Annotated in this window: 21 protein-coding genes; 4 read left to right on the forward strand and 17 right to left on the reverse strand. The window is 71.4% G+C overall.

All coding sequences use genetic code 11. The annotated features are described in order from the left end of the window. Positions 1 to 215: 215 nt before the first annotated feature. Together DW297_RS05090 and DW297_RS05095 are read right to left on the reverse strand one after the other, a co-directional pair. A complete protein-coding gene (locus DW297_RS05090; protein WP_136030034.1) occupies positions 216 to 1073 on the reverse strand; it encodes a fumarylacetoacetate hydrolase family protein in 858 nt (285 codons plus the stop codon). 14 nt (positions 1074 to 1087) lie between these two features. After that, positions 1088 to 2062, reverse strand: coding sequence for a C-terminal binding protein (locus tag DW297_RS05095; RefSeq protein WP_136030036.1), 975 nt, complete (start codon positions 2060 to 2062; stop codon positions 1088 to 1090). Positions 2063 to 2138: 76 nt separating this feature from the next. Between DW297_RS05095 and DW297_RS05100 the strand changes: the two genes are divergently transcribed. Further along, the gene (locus DW297_RS05100) at positions 2139 to 2888 is read left to right on the forward strand and encodes an SDR family NAD(P)-dependent oxidoreductase (RefSeq protein ID WP_136030038.1); all 750 of its coding nucleotides are present in this window, start codon (positions 2139 to 2141) and stop codon (positions 2886 to 2888) included. After that, complete coding sequence (locus DW297_RS05105; RefSeq protein WP_136030040.1) at positions 2881 to 3231, forward strand: nuclear transport factor 2 family protein; 351 nt, start codon at positions 2881 to 2883, stop codon at positions 3229 to 3231. Before DW297_RS05100 ends, DW297_RS05105 begins: the two co-directional genes overlap by 8 nt. Positions 3232 to 3246: 15 nt before the next feature. On the opposite strand, the gene DW297_RS05110 is transcribed toward DW297_RS05105, so the two are convergent. From DW297_RS05110 to DW297_RS05170, 13 genes are all read right to left on the reverse strand, one after another. Further along, positions 3247 to 3525: a type II toxin-antitoxin system RelE family toxin gene (locus DW297_RS05110; RefSeq protein ID WP_136030042.1), complete on the reverse strand. Its 279-nt coding sequence runs from the start codon at positions 3523 to 3525 to the stop codon at positions 3247 to 3249. Next, positions 3522 to 3797 (reverse strand): type II toxin-antitoxin system Phd/YefM family antitoxin, encoded by a 276-nt coding sequence (locus tag DW297_RS05115; protein ID WP_205814448.1) that lies wholly within the window; start codon positions 3795 to 3797, stop codon positions 3522 to 3524. Before DW297_RS05115 ends, DW297_RS05110 begins: the two co-directional genes overlap by 4 nt. 67 nt (positions 3798 to 3864) lie before the next feature. Next, complete coding sequence (gene dinB, locus DW297_RS05120; RefSeq protein WP_136030044.1) at positions 3865 to 5061, reverse strand: DNA polymerase IV; 1197 nt, start codon at positions 5059 to 5061, stop codon at positions 3865 to 3867. A gap of 160 nt (positions 5062 to 5221) precedes the next feature. Beyond that, positions 5222 to 6013 (reverse strand): SDR family NAD(P)-dependent oxidoreductase, encoded by a 792-nt coding sequence (locus DW297_RS05125; protein WP_136030046.1) that lies wholly within the window; start codon positions 6011 to 6013, stop codon positions 5222 to 5224. A gap of 1 nt (position 6014) precedes the next feature. Beyond that, a complete protein-coding gene (locus DW297_RS05130) occupies positions 6015 to 7091 on the reverse strand; it encodes an enolase C-terminal domain-like protein (RefSeq protein WP_136030048.1) in 1077 nt (358 codons plus the stop codon). Beyond that, positions 7088 to 7849, reverse strand: a complete 762-nt coding sequence (locus tag DW297_RS05135) for an SDR family NAD(P)-dependent oxidoreductase (RefSeq protein WP_136030050.1) — start codon at positions 7847 to 7849, stop codon at positions 7088 to 7090. Before DW297_RS05135 ends, DW297_RS05130 begins: the two co-directional genes overlap by 4 nt. Positions 7850 to 7899: 50 nt before the next feature. After that, positions 7900 to 9291: a hypothetical protein gene (locus DW297_RS05140; RefSeq protein WP_136030052.1), complete on the reverse strand. Its 1392-nt coding sequence runs from the start codon at positions 9289 to 9291 to the stop codon at positions 7900 to 7902. Between the two features lie 35 nt (positions 9292 to 9326). Further along, positions 9327 to 11513 (reverse strand): DUF4148 domain-containing protein, encoded by a 2187-nt coding sequence (locus DW297_RS05145; RefSeq protein WP_206252042.1) that lies wholly within the window; start codon positions 11511 to 11513, stop codon positions 9327 to 9329. A 51-nt stretch (positions 11514 to 11564) separates the two neighbouring features. Next, on the reverse strand, positions 11565 to 13388 hold the full coding sequence (locus DW297_RS05150) for a dipeptide ABC transporter ATP-binding protein (RefSeq protein ID WP_136030054.1): 1824 nt from the start codon (positions 13386 to 13388) through the stop codon (positions 11565 to 11567). Next, the gene (locus DW297_RS05155; RefSeq protein ID WP_136030056.1) at positions 13385 to 14233 is read right to left on the reverse strand and encodes an ABC transporter permease; all 849 of its coding nucleotides are present in this window, start codon (positions 14231 to 14233) and stop codon (positions 13385 to 13387) included. Before DW297_RS05155 ends, DW297_RS05150 begins: the two co-directional genes overlap by 4 nt. Continuing rightward, positions 14226 to 15188 carry an ABC transporter permease gene (locus tag DW297_RS05160; RefSeq protein ID WP_136030059.1) on the reverse strand — a complete coding sequence of 321 codons (963 nt, stop codon included), beginning with the start codon at positions 15186 to 15188 and terminating at the stop codon, positions 14226 to 14228. The genes DW297_RS05155 and DW297_RS05160 overlap by 8 nt, the downstream gene beginning before the upstream one ends. Before the next feature lies 1 nt (position 15189). Further along, positions 15190 to 16725: an ABC transporter substrate-binding protein gene (locus DW297_RS05165; RefSeq protein WP_136030061.1), complete on the reverse strand. Its 1536-nt coding sequence runs from the start codon at positions 16723 to 16725 to the stop codon at positions 15190 to 15192. A 144-nt stretch (positions 16726 to 16869) separates the two neighbouring features. Then, a complete protein-coding gene (locus DW297_RS05170; protein ID WP_136030063.1) occupies positions 16870 to 18231 on the reverse strand; it encodes an MFS transporter in 1362 nt (453 codons plus the stop codon). A 149-nt stretch (positions 18232 to 18380) separates the two neighbouring features. Between DW297_RS05170 and DW297_RS05175 the strand changes: the two genes are divergently transcribed. Together DW297_RS05175 and DW297_RS05180 are read left to right on the forward strand one after the other, a co-directional pair. After that, a complete protein-coding gene (locus DW297_RS05175) occupies positions 18381 to 19043 on the forward strand; it encodes a GntR family transcriptional regulator (protein ID WP_136030065.1) in 663 nt (220 codons plus the stop codon). Further along, entirely contained in the window at positions 19040 to 19897 is an 858-nt protein-coding gene (locus tag DW297_RS05180) for an SDR family NAD(P)-dependent oxidoreductase (RefSeq protein ID WP_136030067.1), read from the forward strand. Before DW297_RS05175 ends, DW297_RS05180 begins: the two co-directional genes overlap by 4 nt. Before the next feature lie 120 nt (positions 19898 to 20017). Here DW297_RS05180 and DW297_RS19305 read toward each other — a convergent pair whose 3' ends face one another. Further along, on the reverse strand, positions 20018 to 21721 hold the full coding sequence (locus DW297_RS19305; RefSeq protein ID WP_168442800.1) for a glycoside hydrolase family 26 protein: 1704 nt from the start codon (positions 21719 to 21721) through the stop codon (positions 20018 to 20020). Between the two features lie 285 nt (positions 21722 to 22006). Beyond that, on the reverse strand, positions 22007 to 24055 hold a 2049-nt coding region (locus DW297_RS05200), incomplete at its 5' end, for a peptidase C14 (RefSeq protein ID WP_240744524.1).

Below are 24055 nucleotides of genomic sequence, written 5' to 3' on the forward strand. Positions count from 1 at the left end.
CCCCCCCCGCCGCTCCCGCCGCCCCCGCCGCGACGCCCGAGGCCCAGGCCGAGCCGGAGCCCGAGCGCATCCCGGTCGCCGACCCCCTGCACCGCACCCCGCCGCAGCCGCCGCGCGACCTCGCCTGACCTCGCACACCCCCGACGGCCTCTGGCCGCGGCACGGCGCACTCAGCGAAAGGAGCCGTGCCGCGGACACAGGCCGCCGGGGTCGCGTCAGCTCAGGTGCACGCGCTCGGTCCGCTGCCGCTGCTGCCCGAGCCCCTCGATCTCGATCGTCATCTCATCGCCGTCCTGCAGATAGGGGAAGCGTCCGGAGAGCGCGACGCCCTGCGGGGTACCGGTGTTGATCACGTCGCCCGGCTCCAGCACCAGGTAGTGACTGAGCTCGTGCACCAGTTGCAGCACCGGGAAGATCATGTCGGCCGTGGAGGAGTCCTGCCGCGGCTCGCCGTTCACGAAGGAGCGGAGGCGCAGCGCCTGCGGGTCGACCTCGTCGGCGGGCACGAGCGCGGGGCCGAGGGGGTTGAACGTCTCGGAGCACTTCCCCTTCGACCACTGCCCGCCCGAGACGTCGAGCTGGTACGCCCGCTCCGACACGTCGTTGGAGATGGTGTACCCGGCGATCACGTCGCGGGCGGCCTCGGGCGACGGGAGGTAGCGGGCGGTCCTGCCGATCACCACCGCGAGCTCCACCTCCCAGTCGACCTTCTCCGCACCGGGCGGCAGCAGCACCACGTCGTTCGGGCCGACCACGGTGTTGGGGTGCTTGAAGAAGAGCACCGGGTGCACGGGCGGCTCTGCGCCGGACTCGGCCGCGTGCGCGGCGTAGTTCTGGCCGATGCACAGGACCGCGGTCGGGCGGGCGACGGGAGCGCCGAGGCGGAGGCCGTCGACGTCGGCGACGGGCAGCTCGTCGCGGCGCAGGGCCTCGCGGGTGCGGGCGATGCCGTCGGCGGCGAGGAACGCCCCATCGATCTCGGCCGTGAGGGGCGCGAGGTCGCGGATCACCCCGGCGTCGTCGCGGACGTAGGGGCGTTCGTGGCCGGCGGGGCCGAGGCGCAGGAGTTCCATGTCGGGCTTTCGGGTCAGCGGGCGGCGGCGAACGACGGGTTGACGATCGGCACGGACTCGCCCGCGAACGACCGGATGATGTTCTGGGCCGCGTGCACCGGCAGGTCGGCGAGGGCCTCGGGGGAGTACCAGGCGGCGTGCGGGGTGAGCAGCACCTGGTCGAGGTCGCGGAGCGGGGAGTCGGCGGCGAGCGGTTCCCCCGCGAAGACGTCGAGCGCGGCGCCGCCGAGGTGTCCGTCGCGGAGGGAGGCGGCGAGCGCGTCCTCGTCGATGAGCGGTCCGCGGCAGGTGTTCACGATCACCGCGCCCGGCGTCATGGTGGCGAGGGCGGCCGCGTCGATCAGGTGCCGGGTGGCGTCGGTGAGGGGCACGTGGAGGGTGAGGATGTCGGCGCGGGCGATGGCGTCGGGGATCTCGACGGGCTCGCAGCCCGCCTCGCGCACGGCGTCGGCGGGGGCGTACGGGTCGGCGACGAGCACACGGAAGCCGAGGCCGCGGAGTCCGCGCGCGACGAGCGAGCCGATACGGCCGAAGCCCAGCACGGACACGGTGGTGGTGGAGGGGCGCACGGCGAGCGGTCGGGCGTCCACGGCCTTCCAGGTGCCGGCGCGCACGGCGCGGTCGTAGGCGGGGAGTCCGCGCGCCTGGGTCATGATCATGGCCACGGTGTGCGCGGCGACCTCTTCGATGCAGTAGCTGGGGGTGTTGGCGACGGCGATGCCCCGGGCGGTGGCGGCGTCGACGTCGATCATGTCGTACCCGATGCCGACGCGGCTGATGAGGCGCAGGTTGGGCATCCGGTCCATGAGGTCGCCGTCGATGCGTGCCCACTGCACCACGAGTCCCTCGGCCTCGGCGCCGAGCACGGCGATGTCGTCGGGGCTGCCGGAGGCGGCGCGATCGGCGCGCAGGCCCGCGCCGCGGAGGGTGTCTTCGATGACGGTCCCCGGGAGGTCGCAGTCGGTGACGAGGATGAACGGCGCAGTCATGGGAGCGATGCTATAGCATCTAGCAAAGCGGTGTACAGCGGCTGACAGCGACCGGTTCTTGCTATAGCGTTTAGGCATGACTGTTCGCCGCGCACTCATCACCGGCGCGAGTTCCGGCATCGGAACCGCCGCCGCCCTCGAACTCGCCCGCGAGGGCGCCGCCCTCTGGATCACCTACACCGGGCGCGAGGCCGAGGCCGAGCGCGTCGCCGAGGAGTGCCGGGCGGCCGGTGCCGCCGAGGTGCTGGTGTCACGGCTCGACCTGCGCGACCCCGAATCGATCGACGCGCTCACCGACCGCATCACCGTCACCTGGGGCGAGCTGCACGTGCTCATCAACAACGGCGGAGTCTGCCCCTACACGCCCTACCCCGACATCGACATCGAGGAGTGGGACTTCGTCCTCGAGACCAACGCCCGCGGCACCTTCCTGCTCACCCGGGCGGCACTCCCCCTGCTGCGCGCGGCCGAGGGCGACCGGTCGGTGGTCAACATCGCCTCGATCGCCGGACAGGTCGGCGCCCTGCAGACCGGCATCCACTACGCCGCCAGCAAGGGGGCGCTGCTCGCCATCACCCGCAGCTTCGCGCGACACCTGGCCTCCGAGGGCATCCGCGTCAACGCCGTCACCCCCGGCCCTGTCGCCAGCGCCATCACCGACCAGCTCCAGGGCGAGGGGCGCGCGAAGCTCGAAGCCGGCATCCCCCTCGGCGCGTTCGGCCAGCCCGAGGACGTCGCCTGGATCATCGCGTCGCTCGCCTCGGAGCGCGCCCGCTTCATCACCGGAGCCACCTACGACGTCAACGGAGGAGTTCGCATTGACTGACCGCACCGCCCTCGACCGTTCCGCGCACGACACCGTGCAGGCACAGCTCGACGCGTTCAACGCCCACGACCTCGACGCGTTCGTCGCCACCTACGCCGACGACGCCGTCATCACCGGTGTCGCGCCCGAACCCATCGTGGGCGCCGAAGCCATCCGCGCGTTCTACGAACCCCGGCTGCAGAACCCCGAGCTCTCGTGCGTCATCGAGTCGAGCGTGCTCTTCGGCGCGCGGTGGGTCGTGGCGCAGGAGCAGGTGATCAACGCGGGTGTCGCGACCGAGACCATCGCGACCTTCGACGTGGTGGACGGCCGCATCGCGCGGGCGTCGATGCTCAAGGCCTGAGGCGCGGAGGCGGGGTCACCTGCGGCGGTACCCGTCCGCACGGTGGGCTATGCGCAGGACGTACACCGTGCGAGTCTCCTCGTCGACGCGGACCACCACGCGATAGGCGATCCCGACATACCCGCTGCGCTGGCCCTCGAGTTCGGCACCGAGCGCCTTGGTCGTCCGCATCGGGTTCTCGGCGAGGGGGCCTTCCAGGAACCGGAGAACGGCATCGGCGAGCTTCGGCTCCAGTCGGTGGAGTGCTCGCACCGCGGGACCCGTGAGCTGGACGTCGTAGTGCTCCGCGGTCACCGCCGACCCAGTTGCTCTCGCACCTCGGCCAGACTCAACGTGCGTCCTGCGGCGATGTCTGCATCGGCTTCCGCGACCTCTTCCGCGTGCTGCGGATCTTGCAGGAGCGCGAGAGTCGCCTGCAGTGCTTGAAGGTCGTCGACACTCAGCATGACCACCGCGGGACGCCCGTGACGAGTGATGGTCACCGCCTCGTGCGTGGTGTCCACCGACTCCACCAGTTGAGAGAACCTGTCCTTCGCCTCGCTGATTGAGACCGTCTGCATAGTCATGAACATAGCCTAAATTCAGGCCCGATTTCTGGCCAGTATTCTCGGCGACGGCCCTCGGCCGTGGCCGTCACTCGTGCTCGGGGAGGATCGGCGTGGACCAGCCGGGGTCGCGTCCGAGCTGTGCGGCCCGGGAGACGGAGGCCGCACCGTAGCGGTCGCGCAGGGTGTCGAGCACCGAGTCGAGTCGCGCCTCATCACCCCAGTCGATCGGGAGCTCCGGCTGCACGCGGTCGGCGCGGTCGAGCTGCGACAGGGAGAGGCCGAGCAGCGTGATGCCGCGGTCGGCGACCTCGGACTGCGCGGCGGCGAGCAGGGTGCGCGCCACCGTGAGGAGGATCGCGGTGCGGTCGGTCGGCGCGCCGAGCGTGCGGGAGCGGGTGGCCTTCGTGAAGTCGCCGAAGCGCAGTCGCAGCACCACCGTGCGGCACACGCGGTCGCCGTCGCGCAGCCGCCGGGCGAGCCGGTCGACGATCTGCGTGAGGATGAGGTCGAGCTCCTCCGCCGACCGCGGCCGCGAGCCGAGCGCGCGCTGCGAGCCGATCGACCCGCGCCGCCGTGTGGTGTCGACCGGGCGCGGATCCCGCAGTCGCGCGAGCGCGTGCACGTGCGCGCCCGTGGCCTTGCCGAGCATGCGCTCCGCCGTCGCCGCCTCCAGCTCCGCGAGCTGGCCGACCGTGCGCACGCCGTAGCGGTGCAGCTTCTCGGCCGTCACCGCGCCCACGCCCCACAGCCGCTCGACCGGCAGCGGTAGGAGGAACTGCTCCTCGCGCTCGGGCTCCACGACCAGCAGACCGTCGGGTTTGCTCACGGCGCTGGCGACCTTCGCGAGGAACTTGGTGCGCGCGACCCCGACCGAGATCGCGAGCCCGACCTCGCGTCGCACACGTTCCCGCAGGCGCACGGCGATCTCTTCCGGCGTTCCCGCGATGCGCCGCAGCCCGCCGACCTCCAGGAACGCCTCGTCGATCGACAGCCCCTCGACCAGCGGCGTCGTGTCGCGGAAGATCGCGAAGACGTCTGTGCTCGCGGCGGAGTACGCCTCCATGCGCGGCGGCACCACGACGGCGTCGGGGCACAGCTCCCGCGCCTGGCGACCGCCCATCGCGGTGCGGACGCCGCGGGCCTTCGCCTCGTAGCTCGCCGCCAGCACGACCCCGCCGCCCACGATCACCGGTCGACCGCGCAGCTCGGGGGCGTCGCGCTGCTCGACCGACGCGTAGAAGGCGTCGAGGTCGGCGTGCAGCACGGTGGCTTCCCCACGCATCCGTTCTCCCGTCGACGAGCGGATCGTCGCACGGACCCCGGACATCGGTGCGGGCGCGTCGTCGCGCGGGGATCGCTCGGAAACCACACCGGCGACGAGACGAACGGCCCTCAGACGCCACGCCGGCGACGAGACGAACGGCGCTCAGGAATCGGTGGCGTCAGGCGTCGAAGCGGGCGCGCAGGGCGGGGTCGACGGTGATGTCGCCGAAGGACGCGGTCCAGGCGCCGTCGACCGCGATGGACTGACCGGAGAGGTACGGGGCCTCATCGGAGAGCAGGAATGCGGTGACGGCGGCGACCTCCTCCGCCCGGGCGATGCGTCCCATCGGCGGGCCCTCCGCGAGCGCGCGCTCCTCCGCAGCGGGGTCGGCCGCTCGGGCGATCTGCGCCTCCAGGTGCGGGGTGCGCACGCCGCCCGGCGCCACGGTGTTCGCACGTATGCCGAGACCGCCATATGTCACCGCGACACTGCGCGTGAGCGCATCGATGCCGCCCTTCGTGAACTCGTAGGCGGCGTGATCCACGAAGCTCGCCCGCCCGTGGATCGAGCCGATGTTCACGATCGCCCCCGGCACGCCCTGGTCCACGAACGCCGACACCGCGGTCGAGCAGCCCCACAGATAGCCGAAGCCGTTGATGCCGATGATCTCCCGCACCACGGTCTCGTCGAGCTCGTGCAGGGGAGTGCGCCGGGTGATGCCGGCGTTGTTCACCCACCCGCCCAGTGGTGCGCGTGCCCGGGCCGCGGTCGCCGCGCGCGCGTGCGCCTCCCGGTCGGACGCATCGCCGAGCACGACCTCCGCCAGCACGCCCGCCTCGACCGTGCCGGAGCCCGGGGAGCGTTCGAGCCCCACCACGATCCAGCCGTCGGCGGTCAGGCGCTCGGCGACCGCGCGGCCGATGCCCTTGCCGCTGCCGGTGACCACGACACTGCGCGGGGAGTCGGTCATGTCAGTCCCTCTCGAATCGGAACACGGCGGGGTCGAGCCCGAACCCGAGGCCCGGGGTATCGCTCGGTATCACGGCGCCGTCGAACCGCGGGCCGCCCGTCACGAACGAGGGCGCGGGGTCGTACGGGTTCACGCCGCGCGCGAAGGTCTCGACCTGGATGCCGAGGTGGGCCGTCACCTCGGGGTACACGTGGCCCGATACGGGCACGTCCCGCTCGTCCGCCCACGCGATCAGCTCCCGTGCGGGGGTGACTCCGCCGATCGCGACCACGTCGAGGCGCAGCGCATCGACCTCGCCGACCTCCACCAGCGCCTTCAGCACCGCGGGGTCGGTCACCTCGTCGCCCACCGCGACCGGCAGCCCCGACTCGCGGCGGATCCGCGCGACACCCGCCGCGTCCTCCGGCAGCAGCGGATCCTCGAGCCACGCCAGGCGCGGGTCGCCCCACTGCGCGATCTCGGCGAGGGCCGTGTCGGCGTCGGGCCAGCCGAAGCCCACGTCGACCACCAGCCCGGTCGTGTCGGGCAGTTCTGCGTTCAGCAGCGCCAGCAGCTCGCGCATGTATGCCGGATCGGGAATGCGGGAGATCTTCACCTGCGACCACCCGTCCGCCTGGGCCAGCACCTCGTCCGCGACCTCCCGCGGCGTGCGCTGCGGTGACGGGTACGCGGCCACGAGCATCGCGTCGCGGGGAGCGTCGCCCGTGCCGAGCAGACGCCACAGCGGCACCCCGGCCCGCCGCGCGGCGATGTCCCACAGCGCGATGTCGACGAGCCCGATGGCCCGACGCACGAGCCCGACCCGTCCGACGATCGCGCTCCCCCGCAGCATCCGCTCCCACGTGCTCGCCGGGTTGTCCGCGTCGGTGCCGACCGCGTGCGAAGCCACGAGCCGCTCCACGATCTCGGCCATCGGCGCCTCGCGCGACAGGCAGTACGCGACGCCGGTGGTGCCGTCACCCGCGGTCGCCCGCACCGCGGTGTACTCGCGGCGCGTGACCGTCATGGCCCCGAGCTGCAGGGGCGCGGGCAGGGGCAGCACCACCGTGGCGGTGTCGACGCGGGCGATCGCGCTCATTCGGGCTTCTTCGCGAGGGGCACGCCGTAGTCCACCATGAACCCGCCGTCGACGTACAGCGTCTGGCCGTTCATGTAGCGCGACTGGTCGGAGACGAGGAAGCTGACCGCCGCGGCGACCTCGCTCGCGTCGGCCAGGCGCTTCGCGGGGATGCGCGACAGGATCGTGTCGAGGCTCAGCGTGCCCTGCTCGACCCCCTGCCGGAAGACGCCCGTGTCGACGTAGCCCGGGGCGACCGCGTTCACGCGCACGCCCCGCGCCGCCCACTCGGCCCCGGCGGTGGAGGTGAGCCCGATCACCGCGGCCTTGGTCGTGGCGTAGGGCGCCCGGCCCGCGGAACCGCGTGAGGAGATGGACGAGATGTTGACGATGCGCCCCTCGCCGCGGTCGAGCATGCGGCGCCCGGCGGCCTGGAGGGCGGAGAACACCCCGTGCAGATTCACGTCGACCACGGCCGACCACTCGTCCCACGTGAGGTCTTCGATGCCGCGGTGCCGCTGGATGCCCGCGTTGTTCACGAGAACCTCGATGGGCCCGAGCTCGGCCTCGATCTCGCCGAACACCCGGTCGACCGCGGCGTGATCGGTCACGTCGAGCTCACGCCACAGGATGCCGGCGGGGTTGTCGCCCGCGGTGAGGCCGGGCACGCGGTCGGTCGCCACCACGCGGTACCCGTCGGCGGAGAGCCGCTGTCCGATCTCCCAGCCGATGCCGGCGGAGCCTCCGGTGACGATGGCGACGGGGCGCTGCGCGGTCATGTCTCTCCTCTACGACGGGGATTTGCTATAGCAAGTGTAGCGGCCGCAGGTCAGTCCTCGAGCAGGCTCGCGACGAGGGTCACCGCGTGCGCCTCCAGCAGCTCCAGGGCCCCGGCGGCCAGGGGGGTCTGCCAGGCCTGGTAGGCGCCGCGGTCGTAGGCCTCGCGCGTCGGGAGGTAGACGAAGCCCGGGCCGTTCGTCAGGTTCATCACCACGATGGGCGTCGCGGGGAACCGTTCCCGCAGCGTCGTCTGCAACCGGGAGTACGCCTCGCCGGGATGCCCCACGATCACCGCGTCGCCCCAGCGCCACGCCCACACCGGGTGCTGCACGGTGGGCCCGTCGATGTAGCCGTCGCGCAGGTTCCGCGCCCGGCCCAGACGCTCGTCGCGGGAGCGGGGGTCGATGTCCTTCCACTCCTCCGCCAGCTGGTCGAGCGTCGGCAGGTCGCGCAGGGGGAGCTCGACGGCCGCCACGACCCCGCGCGCCCCGTCTCCGCCGTCGACCGGCCGCCCCGCCCAGATCGCGAGCGGCGCGCCCGACTCGACCACACCGTCCAGCGTCAGCTCCTCACCGGGCAGCGGCAGGGCGTCGAGCGCGGCGAGGACCGCGTGTCCGAGCGAGCGTCCGTGCCGGTCGGCAACGGTCACGTCTCCCGTGTACTGCTCGCGCGGGGCCAGCTCGCCCGATGCCCCCTGCACGAACAGGCACGGCTCACCGGTCGCGGCCTCGACGATCTCGCGCATCGCCCCGACGTAGTCCGGCGACACCTCGCGGCTCTGCCAGGCGAGCGTGGTCGGGTGGCAGGCGTAGTTCACCAGGGTCGCCCGCACCCGGCCGTCGACGCTGATGCGACCGATGGTCACGGTGTCATCGGCGGTGCCCTGCGGGTTGTAGCCCACGAGCGCCCGTCCGTCGAGGTCGAGCTCCCGTTCCGCGGCGAGGGTGCAGGTGCCCGTGGTCCACTCGATCAGTCCGGGGCGGGCGCCGTCGAGCGCTTCCCGTCCGGCCGCGACCCCGGCGGCGGACAGCGCCTCCAGGTAGCCGGGGATGAGCTCGCCCCCGGGCAGGTGCGCATCGGCGGCGCACAGCACCGCGCCGGCGTGCGTGTGCGACAGCGACAGCATGAGCTGGTCGGGTTCCAGGCCGAGACCGTCGAGGATCGCGCCGCGCACCCCCTGCTCGTCGGCGACCCGGCGCCACCAGGTGCCATCGACCGCGAGCAGCACGCGCGGGCGCTCGTCGGCCCCGATCACCGCGAGCGCGGTCAGCTCGAACGGGCGATGCGCGCCCTCGGAGCGCTCCCAGTCGGCGGGTCCCCAGTTCTTGGCGCGGATGCCCACCGGGGGCGTGATGTCGCGCCGGGCCACACCGATGCGGGCGCGCGTGCGCGGAACGCGGATGCGGTCGCCGAGGCGCGTGGCAGCTGCCGTGTCGTTCACTCCAGGTCCTCCCTGTCGTCCATCATGGCCGTCGCTCACACGCTCAGCACGTCGGCGATCAGCACCCGGTCCCCGGCCTCGGGCACCGTGGTCTCGACCCCGCGCTCCACGGAGTCGCTGTAGAGCAGCGTGGACGGCTCCGCGAACCCGTCGGCCAGCCGCAACCGTCCCCCGACGAACTGGGAGCCGGTGATGCGCGCATGGTTCACGCCCGCACCGATGTCGGCGTGCGCCGCACCGTTCGCGACCGTCGAGGTCACCCCGCTCAGACGCCAGGTGACGACGCCGTCGCCGGCCGCCCGCGACAGCAGGGCGACGTCGGCCCGCTCGGTGCCGAGCTCCACGCCCTCCACGGCGATGAGCTGGTCGCGCACGGCGGTCGCCGACAGCAGCACGTCGCGCACGGTGCCACCGCGGATCGTGACCCGCGACGCGCCGAGCTCGAACGGCGCGCCGGAGGCCGGGCCGCTCAGCCGGCAGTCGACGAACTCGACCGGTCCCGAACCGCGGGCCTTGGTCCCGTCAATGCCGCCGATGGTGCAGCGTACGAAGCTGACCGGGACCGTGACGGGCGTCTGCACGAGCACCTGGTCCTTCGGCAGCGCGAACGTGGAGTCCTCGATCGTCGTCGGCCGCGACGACCGCGCCGACCGCTGCCCGATCGCCAGCAGCCCGGCGGTGCAGCCGCGCACCTGGGCCCCGTCGGCATTGATGGTCATGGTCGCCTGCGGGTCGAACGTGGAGCGGCCGATCACCCGCACGTTCTCGAGCGTCAGGTCGCTGATCTTCGTGCCCGCGACGAACCACGAGCACACGTGGTCGCGCACCGTGATGCGCTTGGCGGCCGTGCCCCACTGCGCCCCGGAGTTGGCGATGTCCATCAGCCCGGAGTTGCCGATGAAGGTGAGGTCGTGCTCGTACTGGCCGTGCGTCGTGAACGGGTTGCCGCCCTGGTCGTCGCCGTCGCCGTGACAGTTCTCGACGATGCAGTACGCGCTCGCGGTGAGGTCGTTCAGGTGTCGCGCGTTCGACGACGTGCAGTCGGCGACCCGCCCGTAGAGGCTGTAGATCTGCTGCGTGAGGTACCCCGCGCCGCCGTAGAACACGGTGGGCGGGTTCTCGACCGAGCAGCGCTCGGTGGTGAAGTGGGTGTTCCACCGCCGCATGATCACGGGCCACCAGGTGCGGCTGGCGTGCACGTCGGCGACGTCGCAGTGGACGGCGTACTCGAAGGCGATCGGGTGCGACCCTGTGCGCTCGCGCGGATCGGGGAAGGACCCGTCGGTGGGTCCGTCGAACGGTCCGGCGCCGAGGAACCGCATGTTCGCGATGCGCACCCCGACGACCGGCTCCATCCGGCGCCAGGTGAGCCGGCGACCGGTGTCGAGCGGCCACCCGTTGAGGTAGTCGACGCGGATGTGCGCGGCGTCGAGCTGCTGCGTCACCTGCACGAACCGCTGCAGCTCGCGCTCGTCCCGCCCGCCACCGGCGACCTCGTCGCACTGCACCGCCCACCAGGTGTCGACGGCGAACGGGGTGGCGTCGGGCACCGCGACCGCGTCGGTCAGCTCCGCCCACGGCTCGGTCAGCCGGTGCTCGACGACCACGTCTGCCGCCACCCCGGTGAAGAACATGACCGCGCCGAACGGGTTGTCGGCGGTGTTCGGCTCGATCCCCTCCGTGGTGACCAGGTGCCCGCCGAAGTCGATCTCGATGTGCGAGCGGGTGAAGACGTGCCGCCGCTGGAACAGCAGGTCGGTCTGGGCCTCGATGCGCCGGACGGCGGGGTCGTTCACCAGCGCGTCGAGCGCGTCGTCGGCCGCCGTCTCGGGTCCGGTGATGCCGAAGACCCGGAAGTCGACCGTGCCGTCGTGGAGCAGCACCCACTTCGTGTGGCGCTTGCCGGCGACGACCGTGCCGCCGTTGACCGCGGTGTCGGCCTCACCGGCCCCCACGTACACGAGCAGGCCGGCGTCGCCGGGCGCGTGATACCCGGCGACGATCGCCAGCTCGCCCTCACGCGCCCGCAGCCCGGCCAGGTCGGCGACGGTCTCCGCCCTCGTGACGTCTTTCGAGCCCGCCGCGACGGGCGCCGCCTGCGCGGACGACGCGCCGACGACGGACCCGGCCGCACCGAGCGCGACGGCGCCGAGCCCGGTCATCAGGGCGCGACGCCCCGTCGAGCGCACACCCTGTTCGGTGCCGGTGGTGGTGTCGGACATGACGACTCCTTCGTTATCGACGGCGGGTCGGGACGTGGTGTCCCGTCGGTGTCATCCGCGCGCTCCCGCGGCGGTGGGGGCCGGGACGACCGCGGTGACCGCCCCCTGCGCCTGCCAGAGCGCCGCGGCCTCGGCCCGCCGGCGCCGCTCGAGCACCGGATCGGCCACCGGGATCGCGGCCATGAGGCTGCGCGTGTACTCGTGCTGCGGGTTCGCGAACAGGGCGTCGCGCGCGCCGACCTCCACGATCCGCCCGTGCTGCATCACGGCCACGGTCGACGACATGTACCGGATCACGGCGAGGTCGTGGCTGATGAAGAGGTACGTCAGGCCGAGCTCGGTCTGCAGGTCGCGCAACAGGTTCAGCACCTGCGCCTGGATCGACACGTCGAGCGCCGACACCGACTCGTCCAGCACCAGGAACTCCGGCTCCAGCACGAGCGACCGCGCGATCGACACCCGCTGGCACTGGCCGCCCGACATCGAGCGCGGCAGCCGGTGCGCGAACTCCTCGTCCAGCCGCACCCGGTGCATCGCCTCGCGCACCTTCTCGGCCCTGGTCGCCCGGGTGCCGATGCCGTGGGCGAGCAACGGAGCCTCGATGATCTGCGCCACGGTCTGCCGGCGGTTGAGCGCCGAGAACGGGTCCTGGAACACCATCTGCATGCGGCGGCGCAGCCTGCGCAGCTCCTCGCCGCGCAGGTCGTGCGGACGCTGCCCGTCGAACACCACCGCACCGCCGTCGATGCCGCCGAGCGCGAGCACCGCCTTCGACACGGTCGACTTGCCCGACCCCGACTCGCCGACGAGCCCCACGGTCTCGCCGCGGCGGATCTGGAACGACACGTCGTCGACCGCGGTCACGCGGCGTCCGGAGCCCAGCGTGAACACCTTCGTCACGCCCTGCACGTCGACCAGCACGTCGCCCGACTCCCTGGCCCGGTCGACCGCGCTGATCGTGTCGGCGGCGCCCTTCGTCTCGCCGAAGGGCCCCTCGCTCACGGACCGGGGGTGGGATGGCCCCGCACCGTGCGGTTCCGGGGTGGGCGGTGCGAGGTGAAGGGCGTCCACGGTCGGGATGGGCTGGTGCACGTCCACCGTGAGGTCGACCACGGCCCCCAGCAGCGCCTGCGTGTACGGGTGCTCGGGCGCGGCGTAGATCCGGTCGACGGGGCCCTCCTCGACCACGCGCCCGTGCCGCATCACGTGGATCCGCTCGCAGAAGCCGGCCGCGACGCCGAGGTCGTGCGTGATGAGCACGACCGCGGTGCCGTGGTCCTCCGCGAGACGGTCGAGCAGGTCGATGATGCGCGACTGCGTGGTCACGTCGAGGGCGGTGGTGGGCTCGTCGGCGATCAGCACCGCGGGCCGCGACGACATGGCCATCGCGATCATGACGCGCTGCCGCATGCCGCCGGAGAACTCGTGCGGGTACTGGCTCAGGCGCTCCTCGGGCAGCGGCACGCCGACCTCGGTCAGCAGCTCGACGGCCCTGGCACGCGCGGCCTGCCGCGACACCCGCTCGTGCAGCCGGATCGCCTCGACGAGCTGGTGCCCGATGGTGCGCACGGGGTTCAGCGACGACATCGGGTCCTGGTAGACCATCGCGATCTCGCCGCCGCGCACCTTCGTCATCTCGCGCGTGCGGAGAGTCAGCAGCTCGCGGTCGCGCAGCCGGATGCTGCCGCCGAGCTTCGCGCCGTCGGTGAGGCGCATGATCGACAGCGCGGTGAGCGACTTGCCGGAGCCGGACTCGCCGACCAGGCCGATCCGCTCGCCGGGGCGCACCGCGAAGCTGATGCCCTTCACGGGCGTCACGTCACCGTAGGAGACGGTGAGGTCCTGCACCCGCAGGACGGGAGCGGCGTCGGTCATCGGCCCTTCCCCTTCCGGTCGCCGCCGAACTGGTCGGCGAGCACGTTGAGCAGCCAGATGGTCACGAAGATGAACAGCGCGGGGAACAGCACGTACCCGATCGACTGGTACATCTTCTGGTAGCCCTGCTGCACGAGGGTGCCCCAGGTGGCCTCGGGCGGCGCGATGCCGAGCCCGACGAAGCTCATCGACGCCTCCAGCAGGATCGCGTTCGCGGCGTTGATGGCGGCCTGCACCACGATCGGTCCCTTGGCGTTGGGCAGCACCTCCGCGAACAGCAGGCGGCTGCGCTTCGAGCCGAAGGCCACGGCCGCGGTGAAGTAGTCCTCCTGCAGCTCGCTCAGCACCGACGACCGCACCAGCCGCGCGGTCGTGGGGGTGAGCAGGATGCCGATGATGACGGCGAGCTTCACGGGGTCGGCGCCGAACGCCGAGATGAACACCAGCGCGAACAGGATCTGCGGGATCGCCATCACGGTGTCGGCCAGGCGCATGAGCAGCTCGTCGACCCAGCCGCGGGCGAACGCGGCGGCCATGCCCCACGCGATGCCGAGCACCATCGCCACGAGCGTGGCACCGGCGGCGATGAACACGGTGAGCTGTCCGCCGTACAGCACGCGGCTGAACAGGTCGCGGCCGAGCTCGTCGGTGCCGAACAGGTGCACGGCCGTGGGCGCGGCGAAGCGGTCGGGCGACTGGGCCGCGGGGTCGAACGGCGCGATGACGGGCGCGAGCACGCAGGCCAGCACGATCAGGGCGAGCAGCGCGAGCGGGATCCACGACGCGGCGGCGAGCCGGCGGCGAGGACGGGTCGAGCGCAGGGCGAGGGTGAGGGTGTCAGCCACGGCTGCTCCTTGCACGAAGACGCGGGTCGAGCACGCCGTAGAGCAGATCGACGATCAGCGTCGTGAGGATGAACATGGCGGAGATCAGCAGCACCACCGACTGCAGCACCGCGTAGTCGCGCTTGAACACGGCGTCGATCGCCAGCGAGCCGAGCCCGGGAACACCGAACACGTACTCCACGATCACGACCCCGCCGAGCGTGTACCCGACGATGAGGCCGAGCATGGTGAGCCCCGGGATCAGGGCGTTGCGCAGCGCGTGCCCGAGCACCACCCCGCTCGCCGACTGCCCCTTGCCGCGGGCGGTGCGGATGTAGGGGGCGTCGAGCACCTCGACCATCGACGCCCGCAGGAACCGCATCAGCAGCGGTGCGGCGGCGAAGGCGAGGGTGAGGGCGGGCAGGATCATGCGCACGAGGTTGTCGGCCGGGTCGTCCGCGAACGGCGTGTAGCCGCGGGCGGGCAGCCACTTCAGCTGCACGGCGAACACCACGATCAGCACGATGCCGATGAGGAACTGCGGCAGCGCCATGCCCGCGGTGGAGATGGCCGTGAGCACGCGGTCGACCACGCCGAGCGGGCGCAGCGAGGCGATCACGGCGGCCGGGGTCGCGATGAGCACGGCCAGCAGGATGCCGATCAGCGTGAGCTCGAGCGTGGCGGGCAGGCGCTGCGCGATGAGCTCGGTCACCGAGAACTGGTTGAAGTACGACTGTCCGAAGTCGCCCGTGACGACGCCGCCGATCCAGCGCAGGTACTGCTCGATGACCGGGGCGTCGAGCCCGGCCTCCTCGCGCAGACGCTGGAGCATCTCGGCGTCCACGCCCGGCGTCGAGCCGAGACGGGTGATCACGGGGTCGCCCGGCAGCAGCCGGAGCACCACGAACACGAGGAGCGAGGTGGCGATCAGCATCGCGATGCTGATCGCCACCCGCCGCAGGACGGAGAGGAGCACGTCAGCCCTTCAACTGCGCGTTCTCGAGGTGCAGCTGCCCGCCGCCCTCGACCCACACGCCGTCGACCTTCGTGCTGGTCGCGGTGACCACGGTGGACTGCAGCGGCACGATCAGCGGCACCTGCTGGTTGATGATCGTCTGCACGGTGCCCCACTTCTCGGCACGCGCGGCCTGGTCGGGCTCGGCGACGGCGGCGGCGAAGGCCGACTGGAACTCCGGGTCGACCCAGTTGCACTCGCAGCGGCCCTCCAGATAGAAGTTCAGCGAGTAGGCGGGCTCGGGTGGCGTGGACTGGAAGTTCGGCACGATGTAGCCGGGGAAGCTCTTGCCCGCCGGGTAGAACGAGTCGACCCAGGTGCCGACGTCGTTGTTGTCGATCTTCAGGGTGATGCCGATCTCCTTGAGGCTGGCCTGCAGGATCTCGCCGCTGGTGTTCCACTCCGGGTACTGTCCGGCGACGCCCCACCAGGTGAGGGTGCTGCCCTCGGTCACGCCGGCCTCGGCGAACAGCTCCTTGGCCTTGTCGAGGTCGTAGGAGTAGTCGGTCAGGTCGCCGCCGTACCAGGGGTTCACCTCGCCGAGGGCGTTGTTGGTCGGGGAGACCGTGCCCTGGCCGTAGTACGCGGCGTCGAGGATCGCCTCGCGGTCGATCGCGTATGCGAGGGCCTGCCGCGCACGCACGTCGTTGAACGGCGGGGAGGTGGTGTCGACCTCCCACGATGGCCACTGGCTCGGGTTCTCCGGCTTCACGAGCGCGATGTCGCCGCCGGCCTCCAGGCCCTCGACGTCGCCCTGCGGCACCGACCACAGCACGTCGATGTCGCCCGAGCGCAGTCCGGTCACGGCGGCCGTGGACTCGGCGGCCTTCACGATCCTGATCTCGTCGAGCGCGGGGGCGTCGCCGAAGTACTCGGGGTTGGGCACGAGCGTGAGGCTGTCGTCGGGTGTGAAGGCGTCGACGATGTAGGGACCGGTGCCGATGGGCTCCTTGTCGATGGTGTCGAGCGCGTCGACGTCGAGCATCTTGACCCACACGATGCCGGCGTCGAACGTGGCGATCGGCTCGGAGAGCGTGATGACGACGGTCTTGTCGTCGGGGGCGGTGACGTCGGTCACCATGTCGATCTTGTTCTTCTCCTGCGTGGCGGTCTCGGGGTCGAGGTAGTACTCGAAGGAGGCCACGGCGTCTTCCGCGGTGAACGGGTCGCCGTTGGAGAACGTGACGCCGTCGCGGAGCGTGAACGTCCACGTCTTCTGGTCGTCTGAGGTCTCCCAGCTCTCGGCGAGGTCGCCGACGATCTCGCCGGACTCGTCGGTGGTGGTGAGGCCGTTCCAGAGCAGCGGGAACAGCACCTCCTCCCACGCGAAGGTGCGGATGGCCGGGTTGAGCTGCGGGATGCCCTGGGCCGCGGCGACGGTGAGCGTGCCGCCGTCCTGGGCGGAGCCGTCGGGGGTGGATGAGGTGCTGCAGCCAGCGGTGATCAGCGCGGCGGTGAGCAGCGCTGCTCCGCCGAGAAGGACGCGACGACGCGACATGGGTGCCTCCAGGTGTCGGGTGGTGCTTCGGGTGATGCTTCGGGTAAGGGTGTTCGCTATAGCATGTAGCAAAAGCGCGAGGGCGTCTAGAGCGAACCGGATCGGCGGGGGTACGTTCTCGTTACGCCCGCCGATCCGGACGGCTCAGCGCGCGGCGGGCGCCGACTGCGGCGCCGGTGCGGGCGCCGTGGTGAAGTCGGCGCGACGGCTCAGCACGAACGCGATCGTCGCCCCGAGCAGGGTGAGCCCGGAGATGAGCAGCAGACCCCACACGGCGGATCCCGTGGTCTGGCTGATCCAGCCGATCGCGTACGGACCGGCGAACCCGGCGAGATTGCCGACGGAGTTGATGAACGCCAGTCCCGCCGCTGCGGCCGTGCCGGTGAGCACCATGGGCGGCAGGCTCCAGAACAGCGGCGTGGTCGAGAACAGGGCGGACATCCCGACGCACAGCGCCGCGAGCGCGAGGATCGGAGTGCCCTGCGCCGCGACCGCTGCGATGAGCGACAGGGCCGTGATGCTCAGCGTGATGCCGATCTGGAGCGGGATGTTGCCCTGCTTCCGCGCGGCGCGCTCCCACGGCAGCATCACCAGCGCCGCGCAGAGGTTGGGCAACGCCACCAGCCATCCGGTCGTGGCATTGGAGAAGTCGCCCATGCTCTTCACGATCGTCGGCAGCCACATGCCCAGGCCGTACGCCCCGAACACGACGCCGAAGAACAGCACGATCAGCGTCCACAGCCGCCCGTTGCGGAAGACCTCGCCCAGGCGGAGGCGGCCGTGGCGCTGCTCCGTGGCCTGCGTCTCGGCGGCGAGCGTGTCGGTGATCCACCGCTGCTCGGCCGGGTTCAGCCAGCGGGCGTCCTGCGGGCGATCGGGCAGCCAGAAGAACACGACGAACGCGAGCAGCACGGCGGGCACGCCCTGCAGGAGGAACACCAGCTGCCAGCCGTCCAGACCCCACAGTCCGTGGAGCTCGAGCATCCAGCCCGACAGCGGTGCGGCGACGGCGTTGGCGATCGGGTTCGACAGCACGAACACGGCGAGCACCTGCGTGCGGTACTGCCGCGGGAACCAGAGCGTGAGGTAGAGCAGCACGCCGGGGAAGAACCCGGCCTCCGCGATGCCGAGGATGAAGCGCGCGATCGCGAACTGCGTCTCGTCCTGCACGAAGGCGGTGAGGGCGGCGACGATGCCCCACGAGATCATGATGCGCGCGATCCACTTGCGGGCGCCGAACTTCTCCAGCAGCAGGTTGCTGGGCACCTCGAAGAGGAGGTAGCCGATGAAGAAGATGCCGGCCGCGAAGCCGAACGCCGCCTCGGTGATGTTCAGCGCGGCCGTCATCTCGAGCTTGGCGAAGCCCGCGTTGTTCCGGTCGATGTAGGCGACGAGGTAGAGCAGTCCGAGGAACGGGCCGAGCCGCCAGATCGCCTTCTTCATGGCCGCGGCTCCCACCGCGGCGTCGGCGGCGCGCTCCTGGGCGGCCGAGTCAGTGCCGGACATGACAACTCCTTCGTCATCGCTGGGTTTTGCTATAGCATCTAGCACCAGCGTCGTTCTGTCCAGTCCTGTCGCGGATGCCATAGCATCGAGCGAGCGAAGAGGCCCCGCGCGACGAGCACCGGGCCGCGCGAAACCGAGAAGGGCCCCGGATGCGCAGCGTGTCGGATCAGAACATCGCCGAACAGGTCACCGACGAGCTTCGGGCCGCCATCCACTCGGGCGAGCTCGCGCCGGGCGAACGGCTGGTGGAGCGCAAGCTCGCGGAGCGGCTCGGCGTGAGCCACATCCCGGTGCGCGAGGCGCTGACCCGCCTGGCCGAGGAGCGCCTGATCACACGCGAACCCCGCCGCGGCGCCCGCGTGGCCCAGCTCACCGCGCAGGACCTGGAGGAGATCTCGAGCCTGCGCATCGTGCTCGAGCAGTTCATGGCCATCCGCGTGCAGGAGCGGTGGAACGAGGAGTCGGCGGCACGCCTCGGCGCCATCATCCAGGCGATGTCCGATGCGGCGCCCGGCGACATCGCGGAGGTGCTGCGCCAGGACCGGCTGTTCCACGAGACGCTGGCCGACCTCGCCGAGCACCGGTTCCTCGACGAGCTCAGCGCCCAGCTGCGTGGTCGGATCGCCGGGTTCATCCAGGCCGCGAACGCCGCGCTCGACCCCGCCGAGCAGGAGGAGCACGTGCGCAGCCACCAGCAGATCATCGACGCCGTGGCCAGCGGCGACCCCGATCGCGCCCGCGCCGTGATCGCCGAGCACGTGACGCGCGCTGTCGAGCGCATCACCCCGACGGTCGAGGCGGAGGCCGAGTGACCGCGACCGGCCGCCGCACCATCGTCCTGACCGGTGCTTCCGACGGCATCGGCGCTGCCGCCGCGCGTCAGCTCGCCGACACCGGGCATCGGCTGATCCTGGTCGGGCGCTCCCCGGAGAAGACCCGCGCCGTCGCGGAGGAGACCGGAGCCGAGCATCACGTGGCCGACTTCGCGCGGCTCGACGACGTCCGCTCCCTCGCGACCCGCATCGACGCGGCCGTGGGCGACGACGGCATCGATGTGCTGGCCAACAACGCCGGCGGCATCTTCGGCGACCGCACCCCCACGGTCGACGGCCACGAGAAGACGCTCCAGGTGAACCACCTGGCGCCGTTCCTGCTGACGAATCTGCTGCTGCCCCACCTGCTCCGGGTGCGCGGCGCCGTGATCAACACGTCGAGCGTGGGCCACCGGCTGTTCGGGCACCTCGACCTGGACGACCTCGACAACCATCGCCGCTTCAGCCCCAACAAGGCCTACGGCGACGCGAAGCTCGCCAACATCCTGTTCGCGAAGAGCCTGCACGAGAGGTTCCACGCGCGGGGCCTCAGCGCCGTGGCGTTCCACCCCGGCACGGTCCGCACGAACTTCGCGGCGGACTCGTCGAGCATCATGCGGCTGGTGTACCGGTCGCCGCTGCGGCACGTCCTCCTGATCGGGACCGACCGCGGAGGGGCGACCCTGCGGTGGTTCATCGAGGGGACCCCGGGCGAGACCTGGACCTCCGGCGCCTACTACGACGAGCGCGTCCTCACCACCCGGGTGAACCCGCAGGCGAACGACCCCGTGCTCGCGGAGGCCCTGTGGCAGCGGAGCGCCGAGCTCGTCGGACTCCCCGCCGCCGAGGACTGATCCCGCGGACGCCGATCGCCCGCGGTCGTGACACGAGGAGCGCCCCCTCGCGCACCGGTGTGTGAGGCACCGGCGCCCGAGGGGGCGCAGTCCTATCGAGCGGACGGGCTCGACGCGGGGTCAGTTCCCGCGCGTGTTCACGAACGGATCCAGACCCGCGTCCTTGAACGACTCGAGCATGCCGGGGCCGTTCTCGATCTGGAGCGTGCACTTCTCCCCCGTGCCCAGGGCACCGGGCGAGTTGAACCGCACGAGCGCCTTCAGGTTCGGGTAGTCCTTCAGCGCATCGGGGATGTCGCGGTGCCAGTCCTGCGCGAGCGCCGGGTCGGACGTGTTGTACGAGGTGCCGTACTCGGACAGGATCTGCGGCTTGGTGCCCAGGCTGCCCTGCGTGAAGAAGTGGTACTTCTGATCGATCTTGTCGGCGAAGGTCGTCCACCCGGTGCCGTTGCACGTGTAGAAGTTGTACGGGTCGTAACCCACCCAGTCCACGTAGGAGTCTCCGGGGTAGCCCTGCATGATGCGGTCGTCGTTCCCGTCGCCGAGGTACCCCGTCGACACCCAGGCCCACGCGACGTTGGTCACGCCCTTGGCCTCGAAACGGTCATGGATGTGGCGGTAGGCGCTGGCGTAGTCCGCCATCGTGCCCTTCTCCTCGTTCGGGCCGTTGTCGAACTCGGGATCGAACGCGATCATGACCTGCTTGCCGAACGCCTTGACCCGGTCGGCGGCGGAGTCGATGTACGAGTCCATCTCGCCCTTGGTGATGCGCGACCACGCGATCATGGTGTTGGTGTCGGAGACGCGCGACTGCCACGAGAACAGCAGCGTGCGGTCCTGACCCAGCGTCTGCTCCTCCGCGTCGGGGAACTGCCCCTGATGCACGTGGGTGGAGAAGTCGTGGTACCGCATGGTCATGTCGAACTTGCGCCCGACCTTGGCCTCGAGATCGGTGACCGAGGTCACGAGGTTCGATCCGCCCTCGGTGGCGTACACGCCCCACAGGGCGCCGCACGACGGAGCCAGCATCGCCTGGGCACCGCAGGCGTCGGGGTCGCTCGTCGCCGACCCACTCCCGTCCGTCGCCGGCGCGGGTGCGGGGGCGGGGGCCGGCTCGGGTGCGGGAGCGGGCTCCTCGGCCGGAGGTTCCTGCTCGCTCGCCGGCGGCGCGACCTGCGTGGAGTCGTCCTCCGGAGCCGGAGCCGGAGCCGGGGCCGGAGCCGGGGCGGGCGCGGGAGCCACGGCCTGACCCGACGGGGTGTCTTCCCGCACGAGGTGTGCGTCGAAGCTCACATTGGGGGTCGCGTGGTAGTTGGCCAGCACCTGCACCGCGATGGTGTTCTCGCCCTCGTGGAGAAGGTTCACCGGGATCGAGAACGACACCGGGTTCGAGCGGGCGGAGGTGGTCGACGGCGCGGCGGTGGCGTAGCTCTTCGCCGTGATGTCGCCCTTCGGCGCGTTCTTGCGCCCGACCTCGGTGCCGTTGATCCACACCACGATGCCGTCGTCGGCCCAGGTGTTGAGCCACGACCACTCGGGGAGGTCCGAGGTGAGCGTGAAGCTCTTGGTGAAGAAGGTCGACAGCGGGCGGTCGGTCGACGACGGGATCTTCGTCGCGACGCGTCCGACCCGCGAACCGGCGCCGAACGGAGCCTTCGCGGTGTCCCACGACGACGAGCCGGTCTGCCAGTCGGACGAGGGCGCCGTGGTCGACCGGTAGTACGACCACTCCGACCCCCTCTCGATCACGGAGGCGATGGCGTTCGACGCCGCGTCTGCGGCGGAGGCCGAGGAGGGTGCCGCGATGGCACCGGAGCCGATCACCGCGACGGCGGCGAGAGAGGCGAGCAGGGTAGAGCGGACAGGGTGAATCGAATTACGTAGTGATCTCATCATTTCGAAGGGTCAGGAAGACCGCCCGGATCTCTCGGGATGTCACCGGGTTCTTCTGGTTCGGATGCGGGCCGAGCTTTCCCCCTCGATGCATCCTGCGAACAGATAGCGGTGTCCACCCTATGCGACAGAATGTAACGCGTTACCCATATTCCAGAGCGATACGATCTCGACGGCCGCGGGAGAGCCGACGAACGGCCCTCCCGCGGCGCACCCTCACACCAGCAGATTCGCGGTGTCGACCACGCGGTCGCCCGCGTCGGGGAAGGCCGTGCGAGTCACCCCGGCCTCGACGTTCCCGGTGTGCAGCAGCGTCGACTCGGCACCGAACGCGTCGGCCCCCAGCTCGAGCCTGCCGCCCTCGAACCGGTTCCCGACCGCGCGGTAGTGCGTCGCGCCCGAGGTGAGGGAGACGTGGTTCGTGCCGCCGTCGCCGCGGAAGGTGCTGTCGCTCAGGGTCACGTGCAGCTCGCCCGCGCCCGTCCGCCCGATCCCCGTGCCGCCCTTCGCCGCGACGTCCGCACCCGCGAACTCCAGCGTCTGCCGCTCGCCCCTGGCCGCCGCGATCCGCACGTTGCGCAGGGTCGCGCCCTCGAACCGCAGCCGCTCGGACGACGACGCGAGGGGCGCGGAGTCCTCCGCGGCGGTGAGGGTCGAGCCGCGGAACGTCACGGCGCCCGCCCCGCCGATCTTCACGCCGCCGACGTTCGTGAGCACGGTGTCGACGAAGGTGACCGGGGTCGTGACCGTCGCGTTGGTGAGGTCGCCCGGAGCGACGAACGTGATGTGCGAGTCGGCGATCACGGTCGGGCGGGCGGAGTTGTCCGACGCCTGCGTGATGATCAGGGTGTCCGACGCCGTGCACCCGCGCAGCTGCGCGCCGTCGGCGTTGATCCACAGCATGCCGGAGCCCGACAGCGACGGCTTGCCGATCACCTGCACGTCCTCCAGCGTGAGGTCGGTGATGCGCACGCGCGCCACGAACCACGAGCACACGTGCTTGCGCACCGTGATGCGCTTGGCGGCCGAGCCCCACGCGGCACCCGAGTTCGCGAACGTCATCAGGCCGGAGTTGCCCGTGTAGGTCAGGTCGTGCTCGTACTGCCCGTGCGTCACGAACGGGCCCTGGTCGTCGCCGTCGCCGTGGCAGTTCTCCACCAGGCAGTAGGCGCTCGCCGTGAAGTCGTTGAGGTGCCGCGCGTTCGCGGTGTGGCAGTTGGCGACGTACCCGTACAGGCAGTAGATCTGCTGCGTCAGGTAGCCCGCGCCACCCCACGTGACGGAGGTCGGGTTCTTCAGCGTGCAGCTCTCGGTGCTGAAGTACGTGTTCCAGCGACGCTGGATGAGCGGCCAGAACGTGGCGGTGCCGTCGATGTGGTCGACGTCGCAGCGCACCGCGTACTCGAACGCCAGCGGGTGCGAGCCGGTGTACTCGTCGGTCCCTCCGCCCAGGAACTTCAGGTTCGACACCGTGATGTCCTGCACGGGCTTCACGTGCCGCCACGTCATGGTGCGGTCCTTGCCGAGCGGCCAGCCGTTCTTGTAGTTCACGCGGATGTGCGTGCCGTCGACGATCTGGGTCACCTGCACGAGCCGCTGCAGTTCGCGCTCCCAGCGACCCGAGAGCGCGTTCACCTCGGCCGCGTACCACTCGCCGACCGCGAAGAACGACGAGTCGGCGACCGGGAAGACGTCGGCGAGGTCGGGCACGTTCTCGCCGAGCCGCGCCTCCTGCACCGCCTCGGTCACCTCGCCGCGGAAGAACATGACCGCGGCGAACGGGTCGTCCTTGCCGGCGTTCTCGATGCCCTGCGTGGTCATGAGGTGGTGGTGGAAGTCGAACGCCAGGTGGGAACGGGTGAACCGGTGCCGGCGCACGAAGTTGAGGTCGGAGTACGCCTCGATGCGGCGGACGCTCGCGTCGCCCACCAGCGCGTCCAGCGCGTCGTCGGCCGGGACGGAGGCGTCCATGATCCCGAACACCCGGAAGTCCACCGTGCCCTGGTGCACCAGCACCCAGACGCCGCCCTTGGGCCCCGCGAGCACCGTGCCGCCGTTGGCGGCAGGGCCGTCCTTCTTCACGAAGCGGTACACGCCGGCGCCGCCGTCGCCCGGAGCCGCGTAGCCGCTCGTACGCACCAGGTCGCCGTCCTTGCCCTTGCGAGCCGCGAGCGCCGCAGCCGTGCCGGCGTTCGCCACGGTCTTCGAGCCCGACGAGTCCTGCGGCGCCACGGGGCCGGCGGCCTGCGCGGCGCTCGGGGCGCC

Source organism: Microbacterium sp. PF5 (assembly GCF_004794315.1).
Classification (GTDB): Bacteria; Actinomycetota; Actinomycetes; order Actinomycetales; family Microbacteriaceae; genus Microbacterium; species Microbacterium sufflavum.